Origin of the sequence: Microbacterium sp. R1 (assembly GCF_015159725.1) — a bacterium.
Lineage (GTDB): Bacteria > Actinomycetota > Actinomycetes > Actinomycetales > Microbacteriaceae > Microbacterium > Microbacterium oxydans.
Map to the genome: position 1 here is coordinate 2,116,989 of NZ_JADDUD010000001.1, position 16,994 is coordinate 2,133,982.

Here is a 16,994-nt window from a genome sequence, read left to right on the forward strand (position 1 = left end):
CCATGTCCGCTCCAAAGAAGGTCTTCGGGATCATCCTCGCCGGCGGCGAGGGCAAGCGCCTCATGCCCCTCACGGCCGATAGAGCGAAACCCGCAGTGCCGTTCGGCGGACAGTACCGGCTCATCGACTTCGCCATCTCCAACCTCATCAACTCGGGGCTCCGACAGATCGTCGTGCTGACGCAGTACAAGTCGCACAGCCTGGACCGGCATATCTCCCAGACCTGGCGCATGTCGGCTCTCCTCGACTCGTACGTCGCCTCGGTGCCCGCCCAGCAGCGCCTCGGCAAGCGATGGTTCTCCGGCTCCGCCGACGCGATCCTGCAGAGCATGAACCTCATCAACGACGAGAAGCCCGACATCGTCGTCGTGATCGGTGCGGATCACGTCTACCGGATGGACTTCCGGCAGATGCTCGAGGCGCACATCGAGTCGGGCGCCAAGGCCACGGTCGCGGGGATCCGCCAGCCGCTCGCGCTCGCGTCGCAGTTCGGCGTGATCGATGCCGACGCGGAGTCGGGCCGGATCAAGCAGTTCCTGGAGAAGCCGACCGACATCGCAGGGCTCGAGGATTCGCCGAACGAGGTGCTCGCCTCGATGGGCAACTACATCTTCGACGCTGATGCACTGATCGCCGCCGTCGAAGCCGACGGGGAGTCGCCCGTGTCAGGTCACGACATGGGCGGCGACATCGTCCCCTACTTCGTCGAGCGCGGCGAAGCGGGCTACTACGACATGAAGCAGAACGAGGTTCCGGGGTCCTCGCCGCGCGACCGCTCGTACTGGCGAGACGTGGGAACCATCGACTCCTTCTTCGATGCGCACAGGGACCTCATCTCGACGCTGCCGATCTTCAACCTGTACAACATGGAATGGCCGATCCACTCGCAGGCGGTGAACTCTCCGCCGGCGAAGTTCGTCAGGGACTCCGTCGGTCGCATCGGCAACGCGATCGACTCGATCGTCTCCCTCGGATCGGTGCTGTCGGGCACGCACCTGGAACGCAGCGTGGTCGGTCCATGGACTCTGGCGGGGGGCGGATCGACCATCACGGACTCGGTCGTGTTCGATCACGTGCAGGTCGGGCAGGGTGCGCGCATCCACCGCGCCATCCTCGACAAGAACGTCGTCCTGGCCGATGGCGCGACGGTCGGGGTCGACCGTGAGCGCGACCTGGCCCGTGGCTTCACCGTCACCGAGTCCGGCATCACCGTCGTGGGCAAGGGCGTCTTCATCGAACGCTGACGCGTCATGCGGCGCTCAGGCGGTCCGGGCGGTCGCTAGGCTCGACGGGTGACCGCTGCGCGATTCCTCGTCGTCCTCGATGCTGATTCCACCCTCATCCGCAACGAGGTGATCGAACTCCTCGCCGACGAAGCAGGCCGTCGCGCCGAGGTTCAGGCGGCGACCGAGGCGGCGATGCGCGGCGAAATGGACTTCGCGACGAGCCTGCGCTCCCGGGTCGCGGCACTGCAGGGAGTGCCCGTATCGGCGTTCGAGCGCGTCCGCGCACGGATAGAGCCCACCCCCGGAGTCCGCGAGCTCACGGCAGCAGTCCACGATCGCGGCGGTGTCGTCGGGGTCGTCTCCGGCGGCTTCCACGAAATCCTCGACGCCGTGGCGCCGGAACTCGGCGTCGATCGCTGGCGAGCGAACCGCCTGGATGTCGTGGACGGCGTCCTCTCCGGCCTTGTCGAGGGCGACATCGTCGACGGAGCCGCGAAGGCGGCGTCCCTTCAGGAGTGGGCTGCAGAACTCGGCGTAGGTCCGCGCGCCACGATCGCCATCGGGGACGGCGCCAACGACCTGCCCATGATGGCGGTGGCGGGGCTCGGCATCGCCTTCAATGCGAAGCCCACCGTACGGCAGACCGCCGCGCTCGTGATCGGCCCGCAGGACCTCTCCGAAGTCATCGCTCTGCTTCCGTAGACGGATCCCTCTGGAGGTTGTCCGACGCCGCCGCTAGCGTCGACGCATGGACATCATCCTCATCCCCGGGCTCTGGCTCGATGCGTCCAGTTGGGAAGACGTCATCCCCTCTTTGGAAGCGGCGGGGCACCGCGCTCATCCCCTCACCATGCCCGGCCTCGGCGAACCGGCGTCGGCGTCGTCCGAGGTCGGCATCTCGGACTGGATCGATGCCGCGGTCGCGGCGGTCGATGCGCTTCCCGGTGAGGTCGTCGTCGTCGGTCACAGCGGCGGAGGAAACGTCGCATGGGGTGTCGTCGATGCGCGCCCCGAGCGCGTCGGCCGCGTCATCTTCGTCGACACGGCACCCCCGCCGACGGGAAGCGGCATCAGCGAGTTCGAGCTCGTCGACGGCGTGGTCCCCTTCCCGGGGTGGGACTTCTTCCCCGAGGAGGACGTGCACGATCTCGACGAGGCGACCCGTGTGCGCACGACACCGCTCACCCGGAGCGTGCCCGCGAGGGTGCCGACCGACGGCATCCTCCTGCGTGACCCGGCGCGGTATCGTGTGCCGGCGACCCTGCTCATGGGTGGCGTGGATCAGTCCGCGTTCGAGAAGATGATCGCCCAGTGGGCCGAGTATGCCGACGAGTTCCGTGCGATCGACGATGCCGAGGTCGTTCGCATAGGTTCCGGGCACTGGCCGCAGTTCTCCATGCCGGAACGACTCGGAGAACTGCTCACCGCCTCGATCGCGAGGTGAACACCCCGGTCCGGATCAGTGGCCCATCCCGAGTCCACCGTCGACCGGGATGACCGCGCCCGAGATGTAACCGGCATCGTCACCGGCGAGCCATGTCACCACGCCCGCCACCTCGTCGGGGGTCGCGAACCGCGCGGCGGGGATGCTCGCCTTGTACTGCTTCTGCGTCTCCTCGGGGAGCTCCGCGGTCATGTCGGTCTCGATGAACCCCGGAGCGACGACGTTGGCGGTGATACCGCGCGCACCGAGTTCACGCGTGATCGAGCGGGCGAAGCCGACGAGCGCGCTCTTCGACGCCGAGTAGTTCGCCTGGCCGGCGGAACCGTACAGACCGACGACGCTCGAGATCAGGATGATACGACCGAATCGTGCGCGCAGCATGCCCTTCGAGGCGCGCTTCACCACGCGGAACGTGCCGCCGAGGTTCGTCGCCACCACGCTGTCGAAGTCGTCTTCGCTCATGCGCATGAGGAGGGTGTCCTTGGTGATCCCGGCGTTCGCGACGACGATCTCCACCGGGCCGAGCTGCTGCTCCACTTCCGTGAACGCGGCGTCGAGCGCGGTGGCATCCGTGACATCCGCCCGCACGGTGAGGGTTCCCTCTGGTCCTTCGCCGCTGCGCGCGGTGACCGCGACACGGTATCCGTCCCGCACGAAGCGCTCCGCGATGGCACGGCCGATACCGCGGTTTCCGCCGGTGACGAGGACGACGCGCTCAGCGCTCATGAGGACACTCCTGCTCTGGACCTGCGGTCCGAGGTCTCGGACCGTCATCGATCCTACCGACGATGCTCCGAGCGACGACGCCGCGCACACCCTCATCGCGACGTTGACACAGGCGGGCGCTGCTGGAACCCTGATCGAGACGAAAGGGCAACATCGTGAGCGACAATCCTCCTCCTCCGGCAGGCGACGCGCCGTTCGCGCCGGTACCACCGACCCCGCCGAGCGCCCCGCAGGCCGCCCCCGCTCTGCCTGCGTATCCGACCGCGCCGTACCCGCCCCAGCCCCCGCAGACCGTCCAGTCTCCGCAGACCGTCCAGCCCCCTCAGCCCGGCCAGGCGTACCCCGGGTCCACTGCTGCGTATGCCGCCCCGGCCCCGCAGGTATGGCCGGTGCAGCCGAATCACGGGACCGCGACCCCTTACGGACCCTATGGGACACCGACGTACCCGGTTGCTCCACCGCGTCCCACGAGCGGACTCGCCGTCACCTCCCTGGTGTGCGGCATCGCCGGTGTCGTCCTCATCTGGGCGATCCTCCCGATCCTCGCCTCCATCGCCGCGGTCATCACCGGTCACATGGCGCTCAAGCAGACCAAGAGCGATCCGAGCGTCGGAGGACGAGGAATGGCCATCGCGGGCCTGATCCTCGGCTATGCGATGATCGCCATCGGCGCCTTCACGCTCATCAGCATCATCATCAGCTTCCTGTTCGTCGGAGCGTTCAGCCTGCCGTTCATCTTCTCGCGCTGATCCGCGGCAGAAGCGGCACGCCGGGAGGTCCGCACCGGCGTAGGCTTGAGGCATCGTGAAGAACGCGCGTCAAATCCCGGCCGTCACCTCCCTGCCGCAGTCTCCGCAGGATGAGGGTGACCACCGTGTGCGTCGTTACGTGCTCACGATGTTCATCCGCATAGCCTGCTTCGCCCTGATGGTGCTGGTGCAGCCGTACGGATGGTACACCTGGGTCTTCGGGATCAGCGCGGCCGTGCTCCCGTACATCGCCGTGGTGTTCGCCAACGCGGGCAGCGACAGCACCGAGATGACAGCCGAGTCGCCGCGACAGGAGCTGGAGGCTCCCGGGCCCGCTCCGATCGCGAATGAGACGACCGGCCCGCAGGTGTTCACGATCCACGAAGGCCCGAAGGACCGATGACAGAGCTCGAATGCTCGCGCGCCGGCTGCCGGAGCGCGGCGACCAGACAGGTCGTATGGCGCAACCCCCGCATCCACGCCGCCGACCGGGAGAAGATCTGGCTCGCCTGCGACGAGCACGTGGACTACCTCCGCGACTACCTCGCGGCGCGGGACTTCCCGGTGACCGTTCGTGACGGGGCTCCCGCATGAGTCAGCGACTGCTCCGGTGGGGCGTCTACGTGCTGATCGCCATCGGATTCGCGATCGCGTGCGTCTTCCTGTCGAACTGGCAGTTCGAGCGGAACGAGACGAGAGCCGCCCAGATCGAGCTCGTCGAGCAGAACTACGACGCCGAGCCTGTCCCCCTGGCAGACCTCGTCGGGGAGGACGGCGCGCTCGACCCCTCGGATGAGTGGCGCCCGGTGACCCTGCAGGGCGAGTATCTGGCCGACGAACAGCTGCTGGTGAGAAACCGCCCGCACGGAGGAACCAGCGCCTTCGAGGTGCTGGTGCCGTTCCGCGACGCCGACGGCCGCGTTTTCATCGTCGATCGGGGCTGGGTACCTCCGGGCGACGGCGACGCTCCGGATTCCGTGCCGGCACCGCCCGAGGGCGAAGCCGAAGTCACCGTGCGTCTGCGCCCGGGCGAGCAGCTTCCTGCTTCGGGCCGTGGCGCCCCCGAAGGTCAGGTGCCGACCATCAATCTCCCGGCCATCGCGAAGCTCGTCGACGGCGATGTGATCACGGGCGCCTACGGCCGCGTCATCAGCGAAAGCCCCGCGGGCGAAGGCACCCTCGGGGGATTCGACTCCCCCACCGACGACCCCGGCCCGCACCTGTCTTACGCGATCCAGTGGATCCTGTTCGCGCTGATGGGCTTCATCTTCATCGGCTACATCATCCGGACGGAGATCGTGAAACACCGCGAAGAGGTCGAAGGCGTGCCGTCTCCGGTCAAGGTCAGCCGCCGCAAGGACCATGACGCCGACGTGGAGGACGAGCTGCTCGACGTGCGCTGAGCGCGGTCCGCCGCAGTCACTCCACGGGCCACGGCATGGGACGCTCCGGCAGCCGCGAGCTGTCGTCGGGAAGGTGTGGAAGCGCCTCCCCACCCGCGCGAAGACAGAGCCACCGCAGTTCACCGGGACTGTCCGGACGAGCCCGCCACGTGCGGGCGACCCCTTGCCCCACACGGACCACGGTCCCCGGCCCGACTTCCACCACATCGTCGTCGAGACCCATCTGCCCTCGCCCATGAAGGAACACGTACACCTCTTCGATCTTCCGGTGTACGTGCCAGTAGCCGGCTTCCTCCCCCGGCTGCAGGGCATTCGCGGTCATCCCGATGTACTGCATCGTCAGTTCGTGATCCACGACACGACGCCCGTCCCGCGAACGCGCGGCGTCGAAGCCGCCGTGATGCGCTCGCCATTCCTCGAGCGCTCCGATCTCCACCACCTGATAGCCGCTCATGCGTGCTCTTCCTGTCCGGCCGTTGTCCCTGTCATGGCCGCGGCCCCTGTCACCGTGAGATCCCACGCCGCATCCGTTCGCCGATACACGATCCGCGTGTGATCACGGTCGGCCGCCCCTTGCCAGAACTCGACGCGGGTCGGCACGAGCCTCCATAGGGCCCAGTCCCCCGGCGCGATGCCCGCCCTGGCCGCCGCAGACCGCGCCGCGAGATCGGCTGCGCTCTCGGCCTCGCCGGCCTCCTGGACCCGTCCACGTACACGGACGGCTCGCGCCAGCGGCTGCCACCAGAAGTTCAGCGCTCCGGCAGGGGTGCTCGCGAGCTGTGGCCCTTTGCGAGACGAACGCGCACCGGCGAAGGCCCACCCTCGCTCATCGACGTTCTTGAGGATCAACGTCCGAGCATCCGGTATGCCGTCTCCGTCGACCGTCGCCAGGGTCGCCGCATGGGGTTCGGCGACTCCGACGGAAGCCGCATGTCGGATCCAGTCCAGGAAGAGCGGAACCGGGTCGACGGGAAGTCCTGTGACATCGAGTGCTGGCGCGACGCCGGTGAGCGCCGCTTGTGCACGCAGCCAGCTCCCGGTGTCGGGCGATCGGGAGTCCGTCGGCATGTTCTCGACTATGCCACGTCCTCAGCCGCCTGAGAATCGGAGCGCGCGCTTGGGCAGCACCCGCTTCGGTCGGGAGGCGACTCCGACGTCAGGCGAGCTCGATGAGGTCCTGGTACTCCTGGCTCCAGATGTCCTCGACGCCGTCGGGCAGGATCAGCACACGCTCGGGGTTGAGCGACTGCACCGCCCCCGGATCGTGGGACACGAGCACGACCGCACCTTCGTAGTGTGCGAGCGCACCGAGGATCTCTTCACGAGAGGCCGGATCGAGGTTGTTGGTCGGCTCATCGAGCAGCAGCAGGTTCGCCGACGACACGACGAGCGTCGCGAGCGACAGACGCGTCTTCTCCCCACCGGACAGGACTCCTGCAGGCTTGAGCACATCGTCGCCTGTGAACAGGAACGACCCGAGCACCTTGCGCGCCTCGGTCTCGGTGATGTGCGGAGCGGCCGAGACCATGTTCTCGAGCACCGAGCGGTTCACGTCGAGGTTCTCGTGCTCCTGGGCGTAGTAGCCGACCTTGAGGCCGTGTCCCGGCTCGAGCTGCCCGGTGTCGGGCTGATCGACGCCGGCGAGCATCCTCAGCAACGTGGTCTTGCCCGCACCGTTGAGCCCGAGGACGACGACCTTGGAGCCGCGATCGATCGCCAGGTCGACATCGGTGAAGATCTCGAGCGACCCGTACGACTTCGAGAGGCCGGACGCCATCATCGGGGTCTTGCCGCAGGGTGCCGGCTTCGGGAAGCGCAGCTTCGCGACCCGGTCTTCCTGACGCACCTCGTCGAGCCCCGCCAGCAGCTTCTCCGCACGCGCGATCATCTGATGCGCCGCAGCGGCCTTCGAGGCCTTCGCACCGAAGCGGGCCGCCTGCAGCTGCAGGGTCGTGGCCTTCTTCTCGGCGTTCGCGCGCTCCTTCTTGCGGCGCTCCTCATCGGCCACCCGCTGACGCAGGTAGTTCTTCCAGTTCATGTTGTACGTGTCGATGACCTGACGGTTCGCGTCGAGGTAGAACACGCGGTTGACCGTCTCACCGACGAGCTCGACATCGTGGCTGATCACGATCAGCCCGCCCTTGTAGCCCTTGAGGAACTCGCGCAGCCACACCACGCTGTCGGCATCGAGGTGGTTGGTCGGCTCGTCGAGGATCATCGTCTGCGCGTCGGAGAAGAGGATGCGCGCGAGCTCGATGCGGCGACGCTGTCCACCGGAGAGGGTCGACAGCGGCTGGTCGAGGATGCGGTCGGGGAGCGAGAGGTTGTTGGCGATCGACGCCGCCTCCGCCTCCGCCGCATAGCCGCCCTGGGCCTCGAACTGCTCGGTGAGGCGGGCGTAGCGCTTCATGGCCTTGTCGGCCACTGCGGGGTCGTCCGACCCCATCGCGAGGGCCGCCTCCGTCATCCCGAGGTTGAGCTGACCGAGCCCACGGGCGTCGAGGATGCGCGTGCGCGCGAGGTCTTCGGGGTTGCCCGAACGCGGGTCCTGCGGAAGGTAGCCCAGTTCGCCGGAGCGGGTCACGCTTCCGCCGGACGGCAGCACATCGCCGGCGAGCACCTTGGTGAGCGTGGTCTTCCCGGCCCCGTTGCGGCCGACGAGTCCGATCTTGTCTCCGTCGGCGACGCGGAACGAGACGTTCTCCATCAGCAGGCGCGCGCCAACGCGGATCTCGAGGTCGTGCACGGCAAGCACAGCGGACGTCCGTTCTTTCGGGGAGGGTGTTCGGCCGATCGGCCAGCCTCCCAGTATAAGCCGCGTCGCCGAGAGTCGTGGTCAGCAAGATCAACCTGGAGAGTGAGCACGCCGATACTCCGGTGGGATGCCGCCCCTCCCACTCCCCGAATACCGTGCCGGAGTGGACATCCTCAACGACCTGATCATGCAGGCGATCGCCTCACCCTGGCTGTACCTGGTGCTGTTCGCCGTCACCATCGTCGACGGCTTCTTCCCCCCGGTGCCCAGCGAGACCGTGCTCGTGGCCGCAGCCGCCGTGGCCGCCTCGACGGGAGAGGGGAATCTCCTTCTTCTCGGGGCAGTGGCTGCCATCGGGGCGGCGATCGGTGATAACGTCGCGTTCCTGATCGGACGAGGGCTGGGCACCACCCGCTTCGCGTGGATGCGCCGACCGCGCGTCGCCGCAGCGTTCGCGCATGCCCAACGCGCACTCGACCGCCGCAGCGCCACGCTGATCCTCGGTGCCAGATACATCCCCGTCGGAAGGGTGGCGGTCAACATGTCGGCCGGGGCTCTCGATTTCCCGTGGCGCCGGTTCCTCCCGTTGAGCCTGATCGCCGGAATCAGTTGGAGCGTGTTCAGCCTCGTCATCGGTCTGCTCGCGGGCGCCTGGATCAAGGACCAGCCTCTGCTCAGCGCGGGGCTCGGCATCGTCGTCGCGCTGCTCATCGGTCTGGTGATCGATCGGATCGCCGCCGCTCGCCGCCGCCGTGCCGCGGCGCCGCAACTGGCAGGATGAGAGCCATGGCACGCCGCCGCGAGCGTTCACCTCGCCGAACACGCATCAGCCGTCGCACCGCCGCCTTCGTGGCACTGTGCACGGCAGTGGTGGCGCTGTTCACGGTGCTCGTCTCGCTGCAGAGCGTCCTGTACGGCACACCCGTCCCGTTGTCGTTCATCCTCGGAGCGGCTCTGTGCGTCTCCCCGCTGCTGGCGATCTCTCATCCTCGCTGGGCCGTCGGCCTCTTCACGGCCGGGGCGCTCGCTCTCCCACTCACCGTCGTTCCCGAGCTCGCGATCGCGTCCCCATGGCCCTGGTCGGTCCCTGCGCTGCTGACATTCATCCTGTTCGTCGGAGTCGTCACATTCCTCCACGGTGCACGGCTCGGCGCGTTCGCTCTCATCCTCGGGGCCATCGCCTCGCTCCTCTCGCCGATGCTCCGCCCCGACATGGTGGCCGTGCCGGAATCGTCCGCCAGCGCCACGGCCGACCTCATCGTGACGACCTCCCTCGCCTCGGCCATGTTCCTGATCGCTTCGCTGATCGCCGGACGCGTCAGGGTGGCGGCCGAGCTTTCACGGGAGAGAGAGCACAGCGCGCTCGAGGAGGCCAGACGCGCACTCGTGGAAGAGCGCACGAGGATCGCTCGCGAGCTGCACGACGTCGTGGCACACAGCATGTCGGTGATCCAGGTGCAGGCCTCCACCGCGAAGTACCGCATCCCCGACCTGGATGACGTGGCCGTCGCGGAGTTCGAGGACATCGCCGCGACCGCACGGAGTTCGCTCGCCGAGATGCGGCGCATGCTCGGCGTGCTGCGCACCGAGGATCAGAGTGCCGAGCTCGCTCCGCAGCAGGGCATCGACGATATCCCCTCCCTGGTCGACAGCATCCGCCGCGCCGGCGTCGAGGTCGGACTCGTCCTGGAGGGTGGGGACGCCGCTACGGCGGCGACGCCCGCCGTCCAGATCGCCGCCTTCCGCATCGTCCAAGAGGCTCTGAGCAACGCCGTCCGTCACGCCCCTGGGGCACAGATCGCCGTGCGCGTGCGCGCCGAGTCCCAATCGATCCGGATCGTGGTGCACAACACCGCCCCGCCCCGCCTTCCGGACGGTCACGTGGGCGGATACGGTCTGCGCGGCATGCGGGAACGCGCGGAACTCCTCGGTGGGAGCCTCTCCGCCGGCCCCTCGAGCGACGGGGGCTGGGAGGTCGAGGCCGTCCTCCCGGTCAGTCCGAATGATCCCTCACCGGCCGACCTCCCTTCATCTGCCACTCCTCTCGGTGCCACCCCTCGCGACACCGCCCTTCGCAACACCGCCCCTCACAACACCGCCCCTCACAACTCCGCCCCTCACAACAAGGAACGCTCGTGACGATCAACGTGCTCATCGCCGATGACCAGGCCATGGTCCGTGCCGGCTTCGGGGCGCTCCTCGACGCCCACGATGGCATCAGGGTGGCCGGCCAAGCGGCCGACGGTGCGGAGGCGGTCACGCTCGCGGCGCGCCTCGACCCCGACGTGATCCTCATGGACGTGCGGATGCCGGAACTGGACGGCATCGAAGCCACTCGTCGCATCCTCGGGCCTTCGTACCCCGCGGCGCATGTCCCCCGGATCATCATGCTCACGACGTTCGACATCGATGACTACGTGTACGACGCGCTCGAGGCCGGTGCCAGCGGTTTCCTACTGAAGGATGCGCTGCCGGAGGAGCTCGTGCACGCCGTGCGCGTCGTCGCCGGCGGTGATGCTCTCCTCGCTCCCAGCGTGACACGACGCATGATCGAGCAGTTCGCCGGACGCCGACCCCGGACTCCACGCGCAGCGACGGCGCTCGCCGACCTCACCGACCGCGAACGGGAAGTCCTCGTGCTCATCGGTCGAGGCCGCTCCAACACCGAGATCGCCGCCGAGCTGTTCATCGCCGAGCAGACCGTCAAGACACATGTGGGCAAGGTGCTCGCCAAGCTGAACCTCCGTGACCGCGTGCACGCCGTGATCCTGGCGTACGACACCGGGCTCGTCGAGCCTTCGTCCTGACGACGCATCGCCGCGACTCATCCCGTCGTAGGGGGTACGACGGGACCCGAGGGTGATGTCTCCGCCCGCACCACGTCCATAGTCTCCTGGAACATCGCTTCCGAGGAGGACTCATGGCCATCGTCCAGACACCGCCCGTCGCCGCCGGGCTGCGCACATCCCGCGATACGGGCATCGACTTCCTGCGGGCTCTCTGCGTGCTCGGGGTCGTGTTGCTGCACGCGATCATGGTGGGCGTCACGGTCGGCGATTCCGGTCCGATCTTCGAGAACGCCAGCGACGGCACCGCGTGGATCGCTCCGCTGAGCTGGCTCCTGCAGGTGATGCCGCTGTTCTTCGTGATCGGTGGATTCTCCGGATTCCTCGCGCATCAGCGCATGCGGCAGCGCGGCGGCACGGCGGTCGGATTCGTCGCCGGCCGCGTTCACCGACTGTTGCGCCCCGCGATCCTGACGATCGCGGTCGTCGGGCTCGCGCTCGCTCTGCTCACGATCTTCGGCGTTCCCGCCGACCTCATCGCGACGGCCGGGTTCCGTTATGGCCAGCCGCTCTGGTTCCTCGGGGTCTTCCTCCTCTGCCAGGCGCTTCTCCCCCTCTTCGCCGCCGCTCACCGCCGTGCGCCGCTGTGGACGATCGGCGCCCTTGCCGCTGCTGCGATCGCGATCGACGTCCTCCGCGGAGTCTCCGGCGTCGAGGGCCTGGGCTTCCTGAATCTCGCCTTCGTGTGGATGGCCCTCCAACAGCTCGGCTTCTTCCTCGCCGATGGACGCATCGAGCGCCTCAGCCGACGGATCCGCATCGTTGCGGGCCTCGCGGCCGTCCTCGCACTCATCATGACCTTCGCCGTCGGCGTCTACTCCGCCGACCTCATCGCGAACATCAATCCGCCGACGGCTGCCCTCCTCCTCGTGGGGGTCGCGCACACGAGCCTGCTCTCCCTGCACCGCGAGCGTCTCGAGCGATTCAGCCGACAGCCGCACGTGGCCGCGTTCACCGCCTTCGTGACGGTGCGGACCATGACGATCTACCTCTGGCACATGCCCGTGCTGCTGCTCATGGCGGGCTCGACGGCCGCGTTCGCACTCTTGACCGGCGCCGCGCTTCCGGCCCTGGACAGCGCGGCGTGGTGGTCGGGACGCCCGCTGTGGCTCGCGACCGCGCTCGCTCTCACGGCCGTCGTCGCCATCGCGTTCACGCGGTTCGAATCGCAGGCCGCACCCGCCGCCGCGTCTTCGCCCGGTCGCATCGTCGCCAGCGCTCTCAGCGCCCTGGTCGGGATCGTCCTGCTGCTGGTCCTCGGCACGTCCGTCGCAACCGCCCTGATCGCACTCGCGCTGATCGCTGGTTCTCTGCGGCTGGCTTCGCTCCCGACGCCACGGACCGCAAGGCAGCGACCGTCGACGGTCCCCGTCGCGCCGGCCCTCGTGTGAGTCAGCCGATGCCTCTGGCCGCCAGGGCGTCTCCGACATCATCCGCATGCTTCAGAGCGAGCACGAGCAACGGCACCACCGTGCGGATACCCAGCCGTGCACCACGAGCCTGCTCCGCCTCCCGCACGCGCACGGCGAACCCCGCGATCACCGGGACGGTCGTGAGGGTCAGGGAGATCGTCAGGGCCACCGCCTCGGGATCGACTCCGAGCCGACGCAACGGTCGCAGCAGCTGCTGCAGGACATCGAGCAGCGCCGACATCCTCGTGGTCAGAGTGAGCAGACCGGCGAGGAGCAGCACCGCGACCACACGTCCTGTGCTGATCCATGCCGCCTCGGGCGACACGAAGATCAGGAGCGCAGCTGCGAGCACGAGCACGATCCAGCGCAGGCGCCACGCCTCGGCGGCGAGCACGCGGAACGGGAGTCCACTCACGCGGTAGAGCCCCACCACCACGAAGAGCACGACCGCGATGCTCACCGGATCGTGCGGATACAGCGACAGGACGAGGGCTCCGATCGCCAGCATCCCCAGCTTGAGCGCGGCCGGCGCCCGATGCACGATCCCCGTCCCCGGGTGATACAGCGCGATCACGCGCACGCCTCCCGATACGCAGCGATCACACGCGAGGGCACGCCGGAGGTCACGATGCGTCCCTCGTCGAAGAGCAACGCGCTGTCGCAGCGAGAGGCGAGTTCGAGGTCGTGTGTCACGATGACGATCTGTGCCTGGACCCCGAGCAGCAGATCGGCGATGCGACGGGAATTGCGCAGATCGAGCAGGGTCGTCGGCTCGTCGGCGACGATCACATGTGGATCGGCGATCAGCACGGAAGCCAGGGCGAGCAGCTGCTTCTGCCCGCCGGACAGGGCGGCCGCCGGAACGTCCGCGTGCTCCGCCAGACCGTGCGTCTCGAGCGTCTCCCTCACGAGTTCGGACACCTCGGACTTCGGACGCCCTCGGAGCGAGAGCGCGAGGTCTTCGGCCGGAGTCGGCATCAGGATCTGCGCATCGGGGTTGGTGAAGACGAAACCGACGAGCTTGCGCACGGCGGCGCGGTCTCGGACGGTGTCGAGTCCGTGTACCGAGACGGTTCCGTCTCGCGGCGCGACGAGGCCGTTGAGGAGGCGCGCGAAGGTCGACTTGCCTGAGCCGTTGGCTCCGATCACCGCCGTCGTCCGTGCGGTCAACCCGACGCTGACGTCGTGCAGCACCATGCGCCCGTCGATCTCGACCGACACCCGGTCGAGGGTGATCGGAGCGGGTCCGATCGATGAGGAACTCTCCACCGCTGCTTCCTCCGCGTCGCACCTGAACACTGTTCACCTGAACGTCGTTCACTATAATCGGAGCATGAGCCCAGAGCCCAATCCGGCCCGACACGACCGCGACAGCGTGGCACGGAGCGCACTCGCCCTGCTCGATGAGGTCGGACTCGCCGACCTCTCCATGCGACGTATCGCCGCGGGCCTCGACCTGCAGCCGAGCGCCCTCTACTGGCACTTCGCGAACAAGCAGGAGCTGCTCGCCGAGCTCGCCGACCGGATCACCGCGTCGATACCGCACGGTGGAACGGACATCATCGTCACAGCGCGCGGCATCCGCGATGCCCTCTTCGCCTATCGTGACGGTGCCGAGCTGGTCCTCAGCACCTACGCACTCCAGCTCGGTTCCTCCACTGCCCAGAAGGCTCTGGTCGACACCCTGCGTGCACAGGGTGCCTCGGATGCCGAGGATCGAGGAATCGCCATCCTCCACTTCGTGCTGGGCCACGCCACGCTCGTGCAGCAGCGCATGCACGCCGACAGCCACGGCGCGCTCCCGGCCGCGGAGGATGCGGATGTCACCGCCGGACTCGACCGCGTCTTCGACCTCGGGGTCGCTGCCCTCGCGGGAGCGCTCAGGTCGCCGGAGACTCGGCCGCGTGCCCGAGCCTGAGACCGGGCACCACAGCCAGCGCCACGAGGGCGATGCAGAACGCGAAGACGGCGCTGAACGCCCCGGCCCCGCCGCCGAGCGTCGCCACACCGAGACCCGCCAGCGCGATCGCGACAGCCGATCCTGAGGCGTCCGAGATCGACAACGCGGACGAGTTGAACCCCTGATTGGTCTCGTTCGAGTACGCGAGCGTCAACACGGTCAGGCGCGGGTAGAGCAGGCCCATCCCGCCGCCGGCGAAGGCCCAGCCGACGACCACCAGAGCGGGCGAGACATCGAAGACCGCAGCGAAGAGCACGCACAGCATCGCGATCAGCAGCGAGCCCAGGCTGATCGCCGTGATGCGGCGGTTGCCCAGACGCTCTCCGAACCGCCCCTGCAGGGCTGAGGCGCCTGCCCACGCCAGTGCCGCCAGCATCAGGGCGATGCCCGCCCAGGTCGCACTGAAGTCGAACTTCCTCATGAGCAGATACGGGATGTAGGCCTCCGTGGCGAAGAACGCACCGGCGACGATGCCGCGCATCAGCACGACGCTGGGCAACCCGGGTCCGGCTCGAAGCGTACCCCGTGGCAACAGCGGCAGCACCGCGAACCCGATCGCCAGCACGGCTCCGATCGCGACGGGCCACCCGATCGACGGCTCCATCTCGGCCGAGAAGCCGATGACGACCGCGAGTACCGCCACCACCACTGCGAGCAGCAGCCGGACGACGAGCGCCCTCCGATCCTGCGGCTCCCCCTGCCCCAGGTCGACCCCACGGAGCCGCACCGCGATCATGAGGAAAGCCGAAGCGGTGAGCACGGCCACGCCGAGGAAGGCCCAGCGCCAGTCGAGATACTCGGCGACGGCTCCCGCGAGGAACGGACCGACCATCGACGGAACGACCCAAGCCGCGGCGAAGGCGGCGAAGATGCGCCCGTGCAGGTGAGGCGGGTACAGCCGCGCCACCACGACATAGAGCGCGACCGTCTGTCCACCCGTCCCCAGCCCCTGCACCAGTCGCCCGATCAGGAACTGATGCATGGTGACGGCGAAGCCCGAGATCAGCAGGCCGACGATGAAGAGCGACACGGCGACGTACAGCGCGCCGCGGGGACCCCGGGCGTCCGACCATGCTCCGGTCGCGACCATGCCGATCACGCTCGTGGCCAGCGTCCCCGCGAAGGCGACGGCGTAGAGCGCCTCTCCGTCCAGGGCCATGCTCACGATGGGCATGACGGTCGTGACGGCGAGAGCCTCGATCGCCGCGAGGAAGATCAGTGCGACCGCGCCGAGGGTCACCCAGATGCGGTGACGATCCCAGATCGTCGCGGCCTCGGACGGGGCGGTCATCGGCCGACGAGCGACGCGATGCGCTCGATGGCCTCGGTGATGATCTCCGGACTGGTGCCGAAGTTCAACCGCACGTGGCCTGCGCCCTCCGCGCCGAAGGCGGGCCCGAAGTGCAGGGCGACCTTCGCGTCCTTCAGGATCCGTCTGGCCGGGTTGTCGCCCCACTCCAACGCGGTGAGGTCGATCCACGCCAGGTAGCCGGCATCGGGAATGCGGTACCGCGCTCCGGGGAGGTGCGCGGCGAGCAGATCCTCGAGCAGCAGCCGGTTCTCGTCCAGAGTGCGCAGCAGCCCGTCGAGCCACTCGTCGCTCTCCTCCGAGAACGCAGCGACGGCGGCGAGCAGACCGAACTGCCCGGTGCGCCATTCGACCTCGACCGGGAGTCCGCGCACCACGGCGCTCGTCTCGTCGTCGGCCGTGACCATGAGAGCGCATTTGAGCCCGGCGAGATTGAAGGCCTTGCTCGCGCTCACGAGCGCGTACCCCACCCGCTGCGCGACATCGCTCACCGCGAGGAAAGGTGTGAACCCCGAACCCGGCTGGGCGAGCGGCGCGTGGATCTCGTCCGACACCACGGCGACACCGAACTCGTCGGCGAGCTCCGCGAGAGCAGTGAGGCTGTCGCGTCCGTGCACCGTACCGGTGGGGTTGTGCGGGTTGCAGAGCAGGATGGCCGTCGCTCCGTCTTCGAAGGCGGCGCGGATCCCGTCCAGATCCAGCTCCCACCGGGTCCCGGTGTCGCGGAGGGGAACCCGCTCCACCTCCGCACCGGCTTCGGCGACCAGGTCGTAGAAGGGCGGATAGACCGGCGGCGTCACGACCACGCGCTCCCCCGGCTGCGTGACACGGCGCAGGATCTCGACGATCCCCATGCTCACATCCGCCGTGCTGCGGATTCGCGCGGGGTCGGGCTCCCACCCGTAACGGCGGGATGCGAAGTCCGAGAAGGCCTGCGCAAGAGGCGTCCTCGACGCCATATAGCCGGTGTCGCCGATCTCGACCGCACGCTGCAGGGCCGCCGTGATGGCAGGCGCGAGAGGGAAATCGGTCTCGGCGACGAACAGGGGAAGCACGTCGGCCGGATACTCCCGCCACTTCTCGCTCGTCCGCTCGCGAAGCTCGGCCAAGGGCAGGGCTTTCACCTGAAGCATTCGTTCTCCCGAGTCTCGCCCCGCACCGGTG

20 protein-coding genes are annotated in these 16,994 nt (G+C 68.4%); 12 read left to right on the forward strand and 8 right to left on the reverse strand.

The features are described from left to right. Positions 1 to 2 precede the first annotated feature (2 nt). Genes ILP86_RS10380 through ILP86_RS10390 form a run of 3 tightly spaced genes read left to right on the forward strand, consistent with a single transcriptional unit; the run spans position 3 to position 2,670 of the window. Complete coding sequence (locus tag ILP86_RS10380; RefSeq protein WP_058631863.1) at positions 3 to 1,244, forward strand: glucose-1-phosphate adenylyltransferase; 1,242 nt, start codon at positions 3 to 5, stop codon at positions 1,242 to 1,244. A 48-nt stretch (positions 1,245 to 1,292) separates the two neighbouring features. Beyond that, positions 1,293 to 1,928 (forward strand): phosphoserine phosphatase SerB, encoded by a 636-nt coding sequence (serB, locus tag ILP86_RS10385; RefSeq protein WP_193761881.1) that lies wholly within the window; start codon positions 1,293 to 1,295, stop codon positions 1,926 to 1,928. 46 nt (positions 1,929 to 1,974) lie between these two features. After that, positions 1,975 to 2,670: an alpha/beta fold hydrolase gene (locus ILP86_RS10390; protein WP_193761882.1), complete on the forward strand. Its 696-nt coding sequence runs from the start codon at positions 1,975 to 1,977 to the stop codon at positions 2,668 to 2,670. 15 nt (positions 2,671 to 2,685) lie between these two features. Here ILP86_RS10390 and ILP86_RS10395 read toward each other — a convergent pair whose 3' ends face one another. Next, the gene (locus tag ILP86_RS10395; protein WP_046749399.1) at positions 2,686 to 3,396 is read right to left on the reverse strand and encodes a beta-ketoacyl-ACP reductase; all 711 of its coding nucleotides are present in this window, start codon (positions 3,394 to 3,396) and stop codon (positions 2,686 to 2,688) included. A 155-nt stretch (positions 3,397 to 3,551) separates the two neighbouring features. Between ILP86_RS10395 and ILP86_RS10400 the strand changes: the two genes are divergently transcribed. Genes ILP86_RS10400 through ILP86_RS10415 form a run of 4 tightly spaced genes read left to right on the forward strand, consistent with a single transcriptional unit; the run spans position 3,552 to position 5,548 of the window. Then, positions 3,552 to 4,145, forward strand: coding sequence for a DUF4190 domain-containing protein (locus tag ILP86_RS10400; RefSeq protein ID WP_308431909.1), 594 nt, complete (start codon positions 3,552 to 3,554; stop codon positions 4,143 to 4,145). 55 nt (positions 4,146 to 4,200) lie between these two features. Beyond that, on the forward strand, positions 4,201 to 4,548 hold the full coding sequence (locus ILP86_RS10405; protein ID WP_193761883.1) for a DUF3099 domain-containing protein: 348 nt from the start codon (positions 4,201 to 4,203) through the stop codon (positions 4,546 to 4,548). Continuing rightward, positions 4,545 to 4,739, forward strand: a complete 195-nt coding sequence (locus ILP86_RS10410; RefSeq protein WP_046749137.1) for a hypothetical protein — start codon at positions 4,545 to 4,547, stop codon at positions 4,737 to 4,739. The genes ILP86_RS10405 and ILP86_RS10410 overlap by 4 nt, the downstream gene beginning before the upstream one ends. Continuing rightward, the gene (locus tag ILP86_RS10415) at positions 4,736 to 5,548 is read left to right on the forward strand and encodes an SURF1 family protein (RefSeq protein WP_046749138.1); all 813 of its coding nucleotides are present in this window, start codon (positions 4,736 to 4,738) and stop codon (positions 5,546 to 5,548) included. Before ILP86_RS10410 ends, ILP86_RS10415 begins: the two co-directional genes overlap by 4 nt. 16 nt (positions 5,549 to 5,564) lie before the next feature. Here ILP86_RS10415 and ILP86_RS10420 read toward each other — a convergent pair whose 3' ends face one another. The 3 genes from ILP86_RS10420 to abc-f all read right to left on the reverse strand — a co-directional run bounded on the left by ILP86_RS10420 (position 5,565) and on the right by abc-f (position 8,303). Continuing rightward, positions 5,565 to 6,002 carry a cupin domain-containing protein gene (locus ILP86_RS10420; protein WP_113681594.1) on the reverse strand — a complete coding sequence of 146 codons (438 nt, stop codon included), beginning with the start codon at positions 6,000 to 6,002 and terminating at the stop codon, positions 5,565 to 5,567. Next, a complete protein-coding gene (locus tag ILP86_RS10425; RefSeq protein ID WP_113681595.1) occupies positions 5,999 to 6,616 on the reverse strand; it encodes a pyridoxal 5'-phosphate synthase in 618 nt (205 codons plus the stop codon). The genes ILP86_RS10420 and ILP86_RS10425 overlap by 4 nt, the downstream gene beginning before the upstream one ends. Positions 6,617 to 6,704: 88 nt before the next feature. Continuing rightward, entirely contained in the window at positions 6,705 to 8,303 is a 1,599-nt protein-coding gene (abc-f, locus tag ILP86_RS10430) for a ribosomal protection-like ABC-F family protein (protein ID WP_017202270.1), read from the reverse strand. Between the two features lie 163 nt (positions 8,304 to 8,466). On the opposite strand from abc-f, the gene ILP86_RS10435 reads away from it, so the two are divergent. From ILP86_RS10435 to ILP86_RS10450, 4 genes are all read left to right on the forward strand, one after another. After that, positions 8,467 to 9,084, forward strand: coding sequence for a DedA family protein (locus ILP86_RS10435; RefSeq protein WP_113681596.1), 618 nt, complete (start codon positions 8,467 to 8,469; stop codon positions 9,082 to 9,084). A 5-nt stretch (positions 9,085 to 9,089) separates the two neighbouring features. Next, positions 9,090 to 10,442: a sensor histidine kinase gene (locus ILP86_RS10440; RefSeq protein ID WP_193761884.1), complete on the forward strand. Its 1,353-nt coding sequence runs from the start codon at positions 9,090 to 9,092 to the stop codon at positions 10,440 to 10,442. After that, the gene (locus tag ILP86_RS10445; RefSeq protein WP_046749141.1) at positions 10,439 to 11,110 is read left to right on the forward strand and encodes a response regulator transcription factor; all 672 of its coding nucleotides are present in this window, start codon (positions 10,439 to 10,441) and stop codon (positions 11,108 to 11,110) included. The genes ILP86_RS10440 and ILP86_RS10445 overlap by 4 nt, the downstream gene beginning before the upstream one ends. A 113-nt stretch (positions 11,111 to 11,223) precedes the next feature. Then, positions 11,224 to 12,540, forward strand: a complete 1,317-nt coding sequence (locus ILP86_RS10450; protein ID WP_193761885.1) for an acyltransferase — start codon at positions 11,224 to 11,226, stop codon at positions 12,538 to 12,540. A 1-nt stretch (position 12,541) separates the two neighbouring features. Here ILP86_RS10450 and ILP86_RS10455 read toward each other — a convergent pair whose 3' ends face one another. Next, the gene (locus ILP86_RS10455) at positions 12,542 to 13,135 is read right to left on the reverse strand and encodes an energy-coupling factor transporter transmembrane component T (RefSeq protein ID WP_113681602.1); all 594 of its coding nucleotides are present in this window, start codon (positions 13,133 to 13,135) and stop codon (positions 12,542 to 12,544) included. Beyond that, complete coding sequence (locus ILP86_RS10460; protein WP_308431910.1) at positions 13,132 to 13,830, reverse strand: ABC transporter ATP-binding protein; 699 nt, start codon at positions 13,828 to 13,830, stop codon at positions 13,132 to 13,134. The genes ILP86_RS10455 and ILP86_RS10460 overlap by 4 nt, the downstream gene beginning before the upstream one ends. Positions 13,831 to 13,894: 64 nt before the next feature. Between ILP86_RS10460 and ILP86_RS10465 the strand changes: the two genes are divergently transcribed. Further along, positions 13,895 to 14,479: a TetR family transcriptional regulator gene (locus ILP86_RS10465; protein WP_046749404.1), complete on the forward strand. Its 585-nt coding sequence runs from the start codon at positions 13,895 to 13,897 to the stop codon at positions 14,477 to 14,479. On the opposite strand, the gene ILP86_RS10470 is transcribed toward ILP86_RS10465, so the two are convergent. Both ILP86_RS10470 and ILP86_RS10475 read right to left on the reverse strand, forming a co-directional pair. Continuing rightward, positions 14,442 to 15,812, reverse strand: a complete 1,371-nt coding sequence (locus tag ILP86_RS10470) for an MFS transporter (protein WP_193761886.1) — start codon at positions 15,810 to 15,812, stop codon at positions 14,442 to 14,444. The two genes, ILP86_RS10465 and ILP86_RS10470, sit on opposite strands and share 38 nt — an antisense overlap. Further along, entirely contained in the window at positions 15,809 to 16,963 is a 1,155-nt protein-coding gene (locus tag ILP86_RS10475; protein WP_193761887.1) for a MalY/PatB family protein, read from the reverse strand. The genes ILP86_RS10470 and ILP86_RS10475 overlap by 4 nt, the downstream gene beginning before the upstream one ends. Positions 16,964 to 16,994: the final 31 nt, after the last annotated feature.

Coding starts and splice junctions, on each gene's coding strand:
- ILP86_RS10380 (WP_058631863.1), top strand. CDS start 3: ATGTCCGCTCCAAAGAAGGTCTTCGGGATCATCCTCGCCGGCGGCGAG.
- ILP86_RS10390 (WP_193761882.1), top strand. CDS start 1,975: ATGGACATCATCCTCATCCCCGGGCTCTGGCTCGATGCGTCCAGTTGG.
- ILP86_RS10395 (WP_046749399.1), bottom strand. CDS start 3,396: ATGAGCGCTGAGCGCGTCGTCCTCGTCACCGGCGGAAACCGCGGTATC.
- ILP86_RS10410 (WP_046749137.1), top strand. CDS start 4,545: ATGACAGAGCTCGAATGCTCGCGCGCCGGCTGCCGGAGCGCGGCGACC.
- ILP86_RS10415 (WP_046749138.1), top strand. CDS start 4,736: ATGAGTCAGCGACTGCTCCGGTGGGGCGTCTACGTGCTGATCGCCATC.
- ILP86_RS10420 (WP_113681594.1), bottom strand. CDS start 6,002: ATGAGCGGCTATCAGGTGGTGGAGATCGGAGCGCTCGAGGAATGGCGA.
- ILP86_RS10425 (WP_113681595.1), bottom strand. CDS start 6,616: ATGCCGACGGACTCCCGATCGCCCGACACCGGGAGCTGGCTGCGTGCA.
- ILP86_RS10440 (WP_193761884.1), top strand. CDS start 9,090: ATGGCACGCCGCCGCGAGCGTTCACCTCGCCGAACACGCATCAGCCGT.
- ILP86_RS10450 (WP_193761885.1), top strand. CDS start 11,224: ATGGCCATCGTCCAGACACCGCCCGTCGCCGCCGGGCTGCGCACATCC.
- ILP86_RS10465 (WP_046749404.1), top strand. CDS start 13,895: ATGAGCCCAGAGCCCAATCCGGCCCGACACGACCGCGACAGCGTGGCA.
- ILP86_RS10470 (WP_193761886.1), bottom strand. CDS start 15,812: ATGACCGCCCCGTCCGAGGCCGCGACGATCTGGGATCGTCACCGCATC.
- ILP86_RS10475 (WP_193761887.1), bottom strand. CDS start 16,963: ATGCTTCAGGTGAAAGCCCTGCCCTTGGCCGAGCTTCGCGAGCGGACG.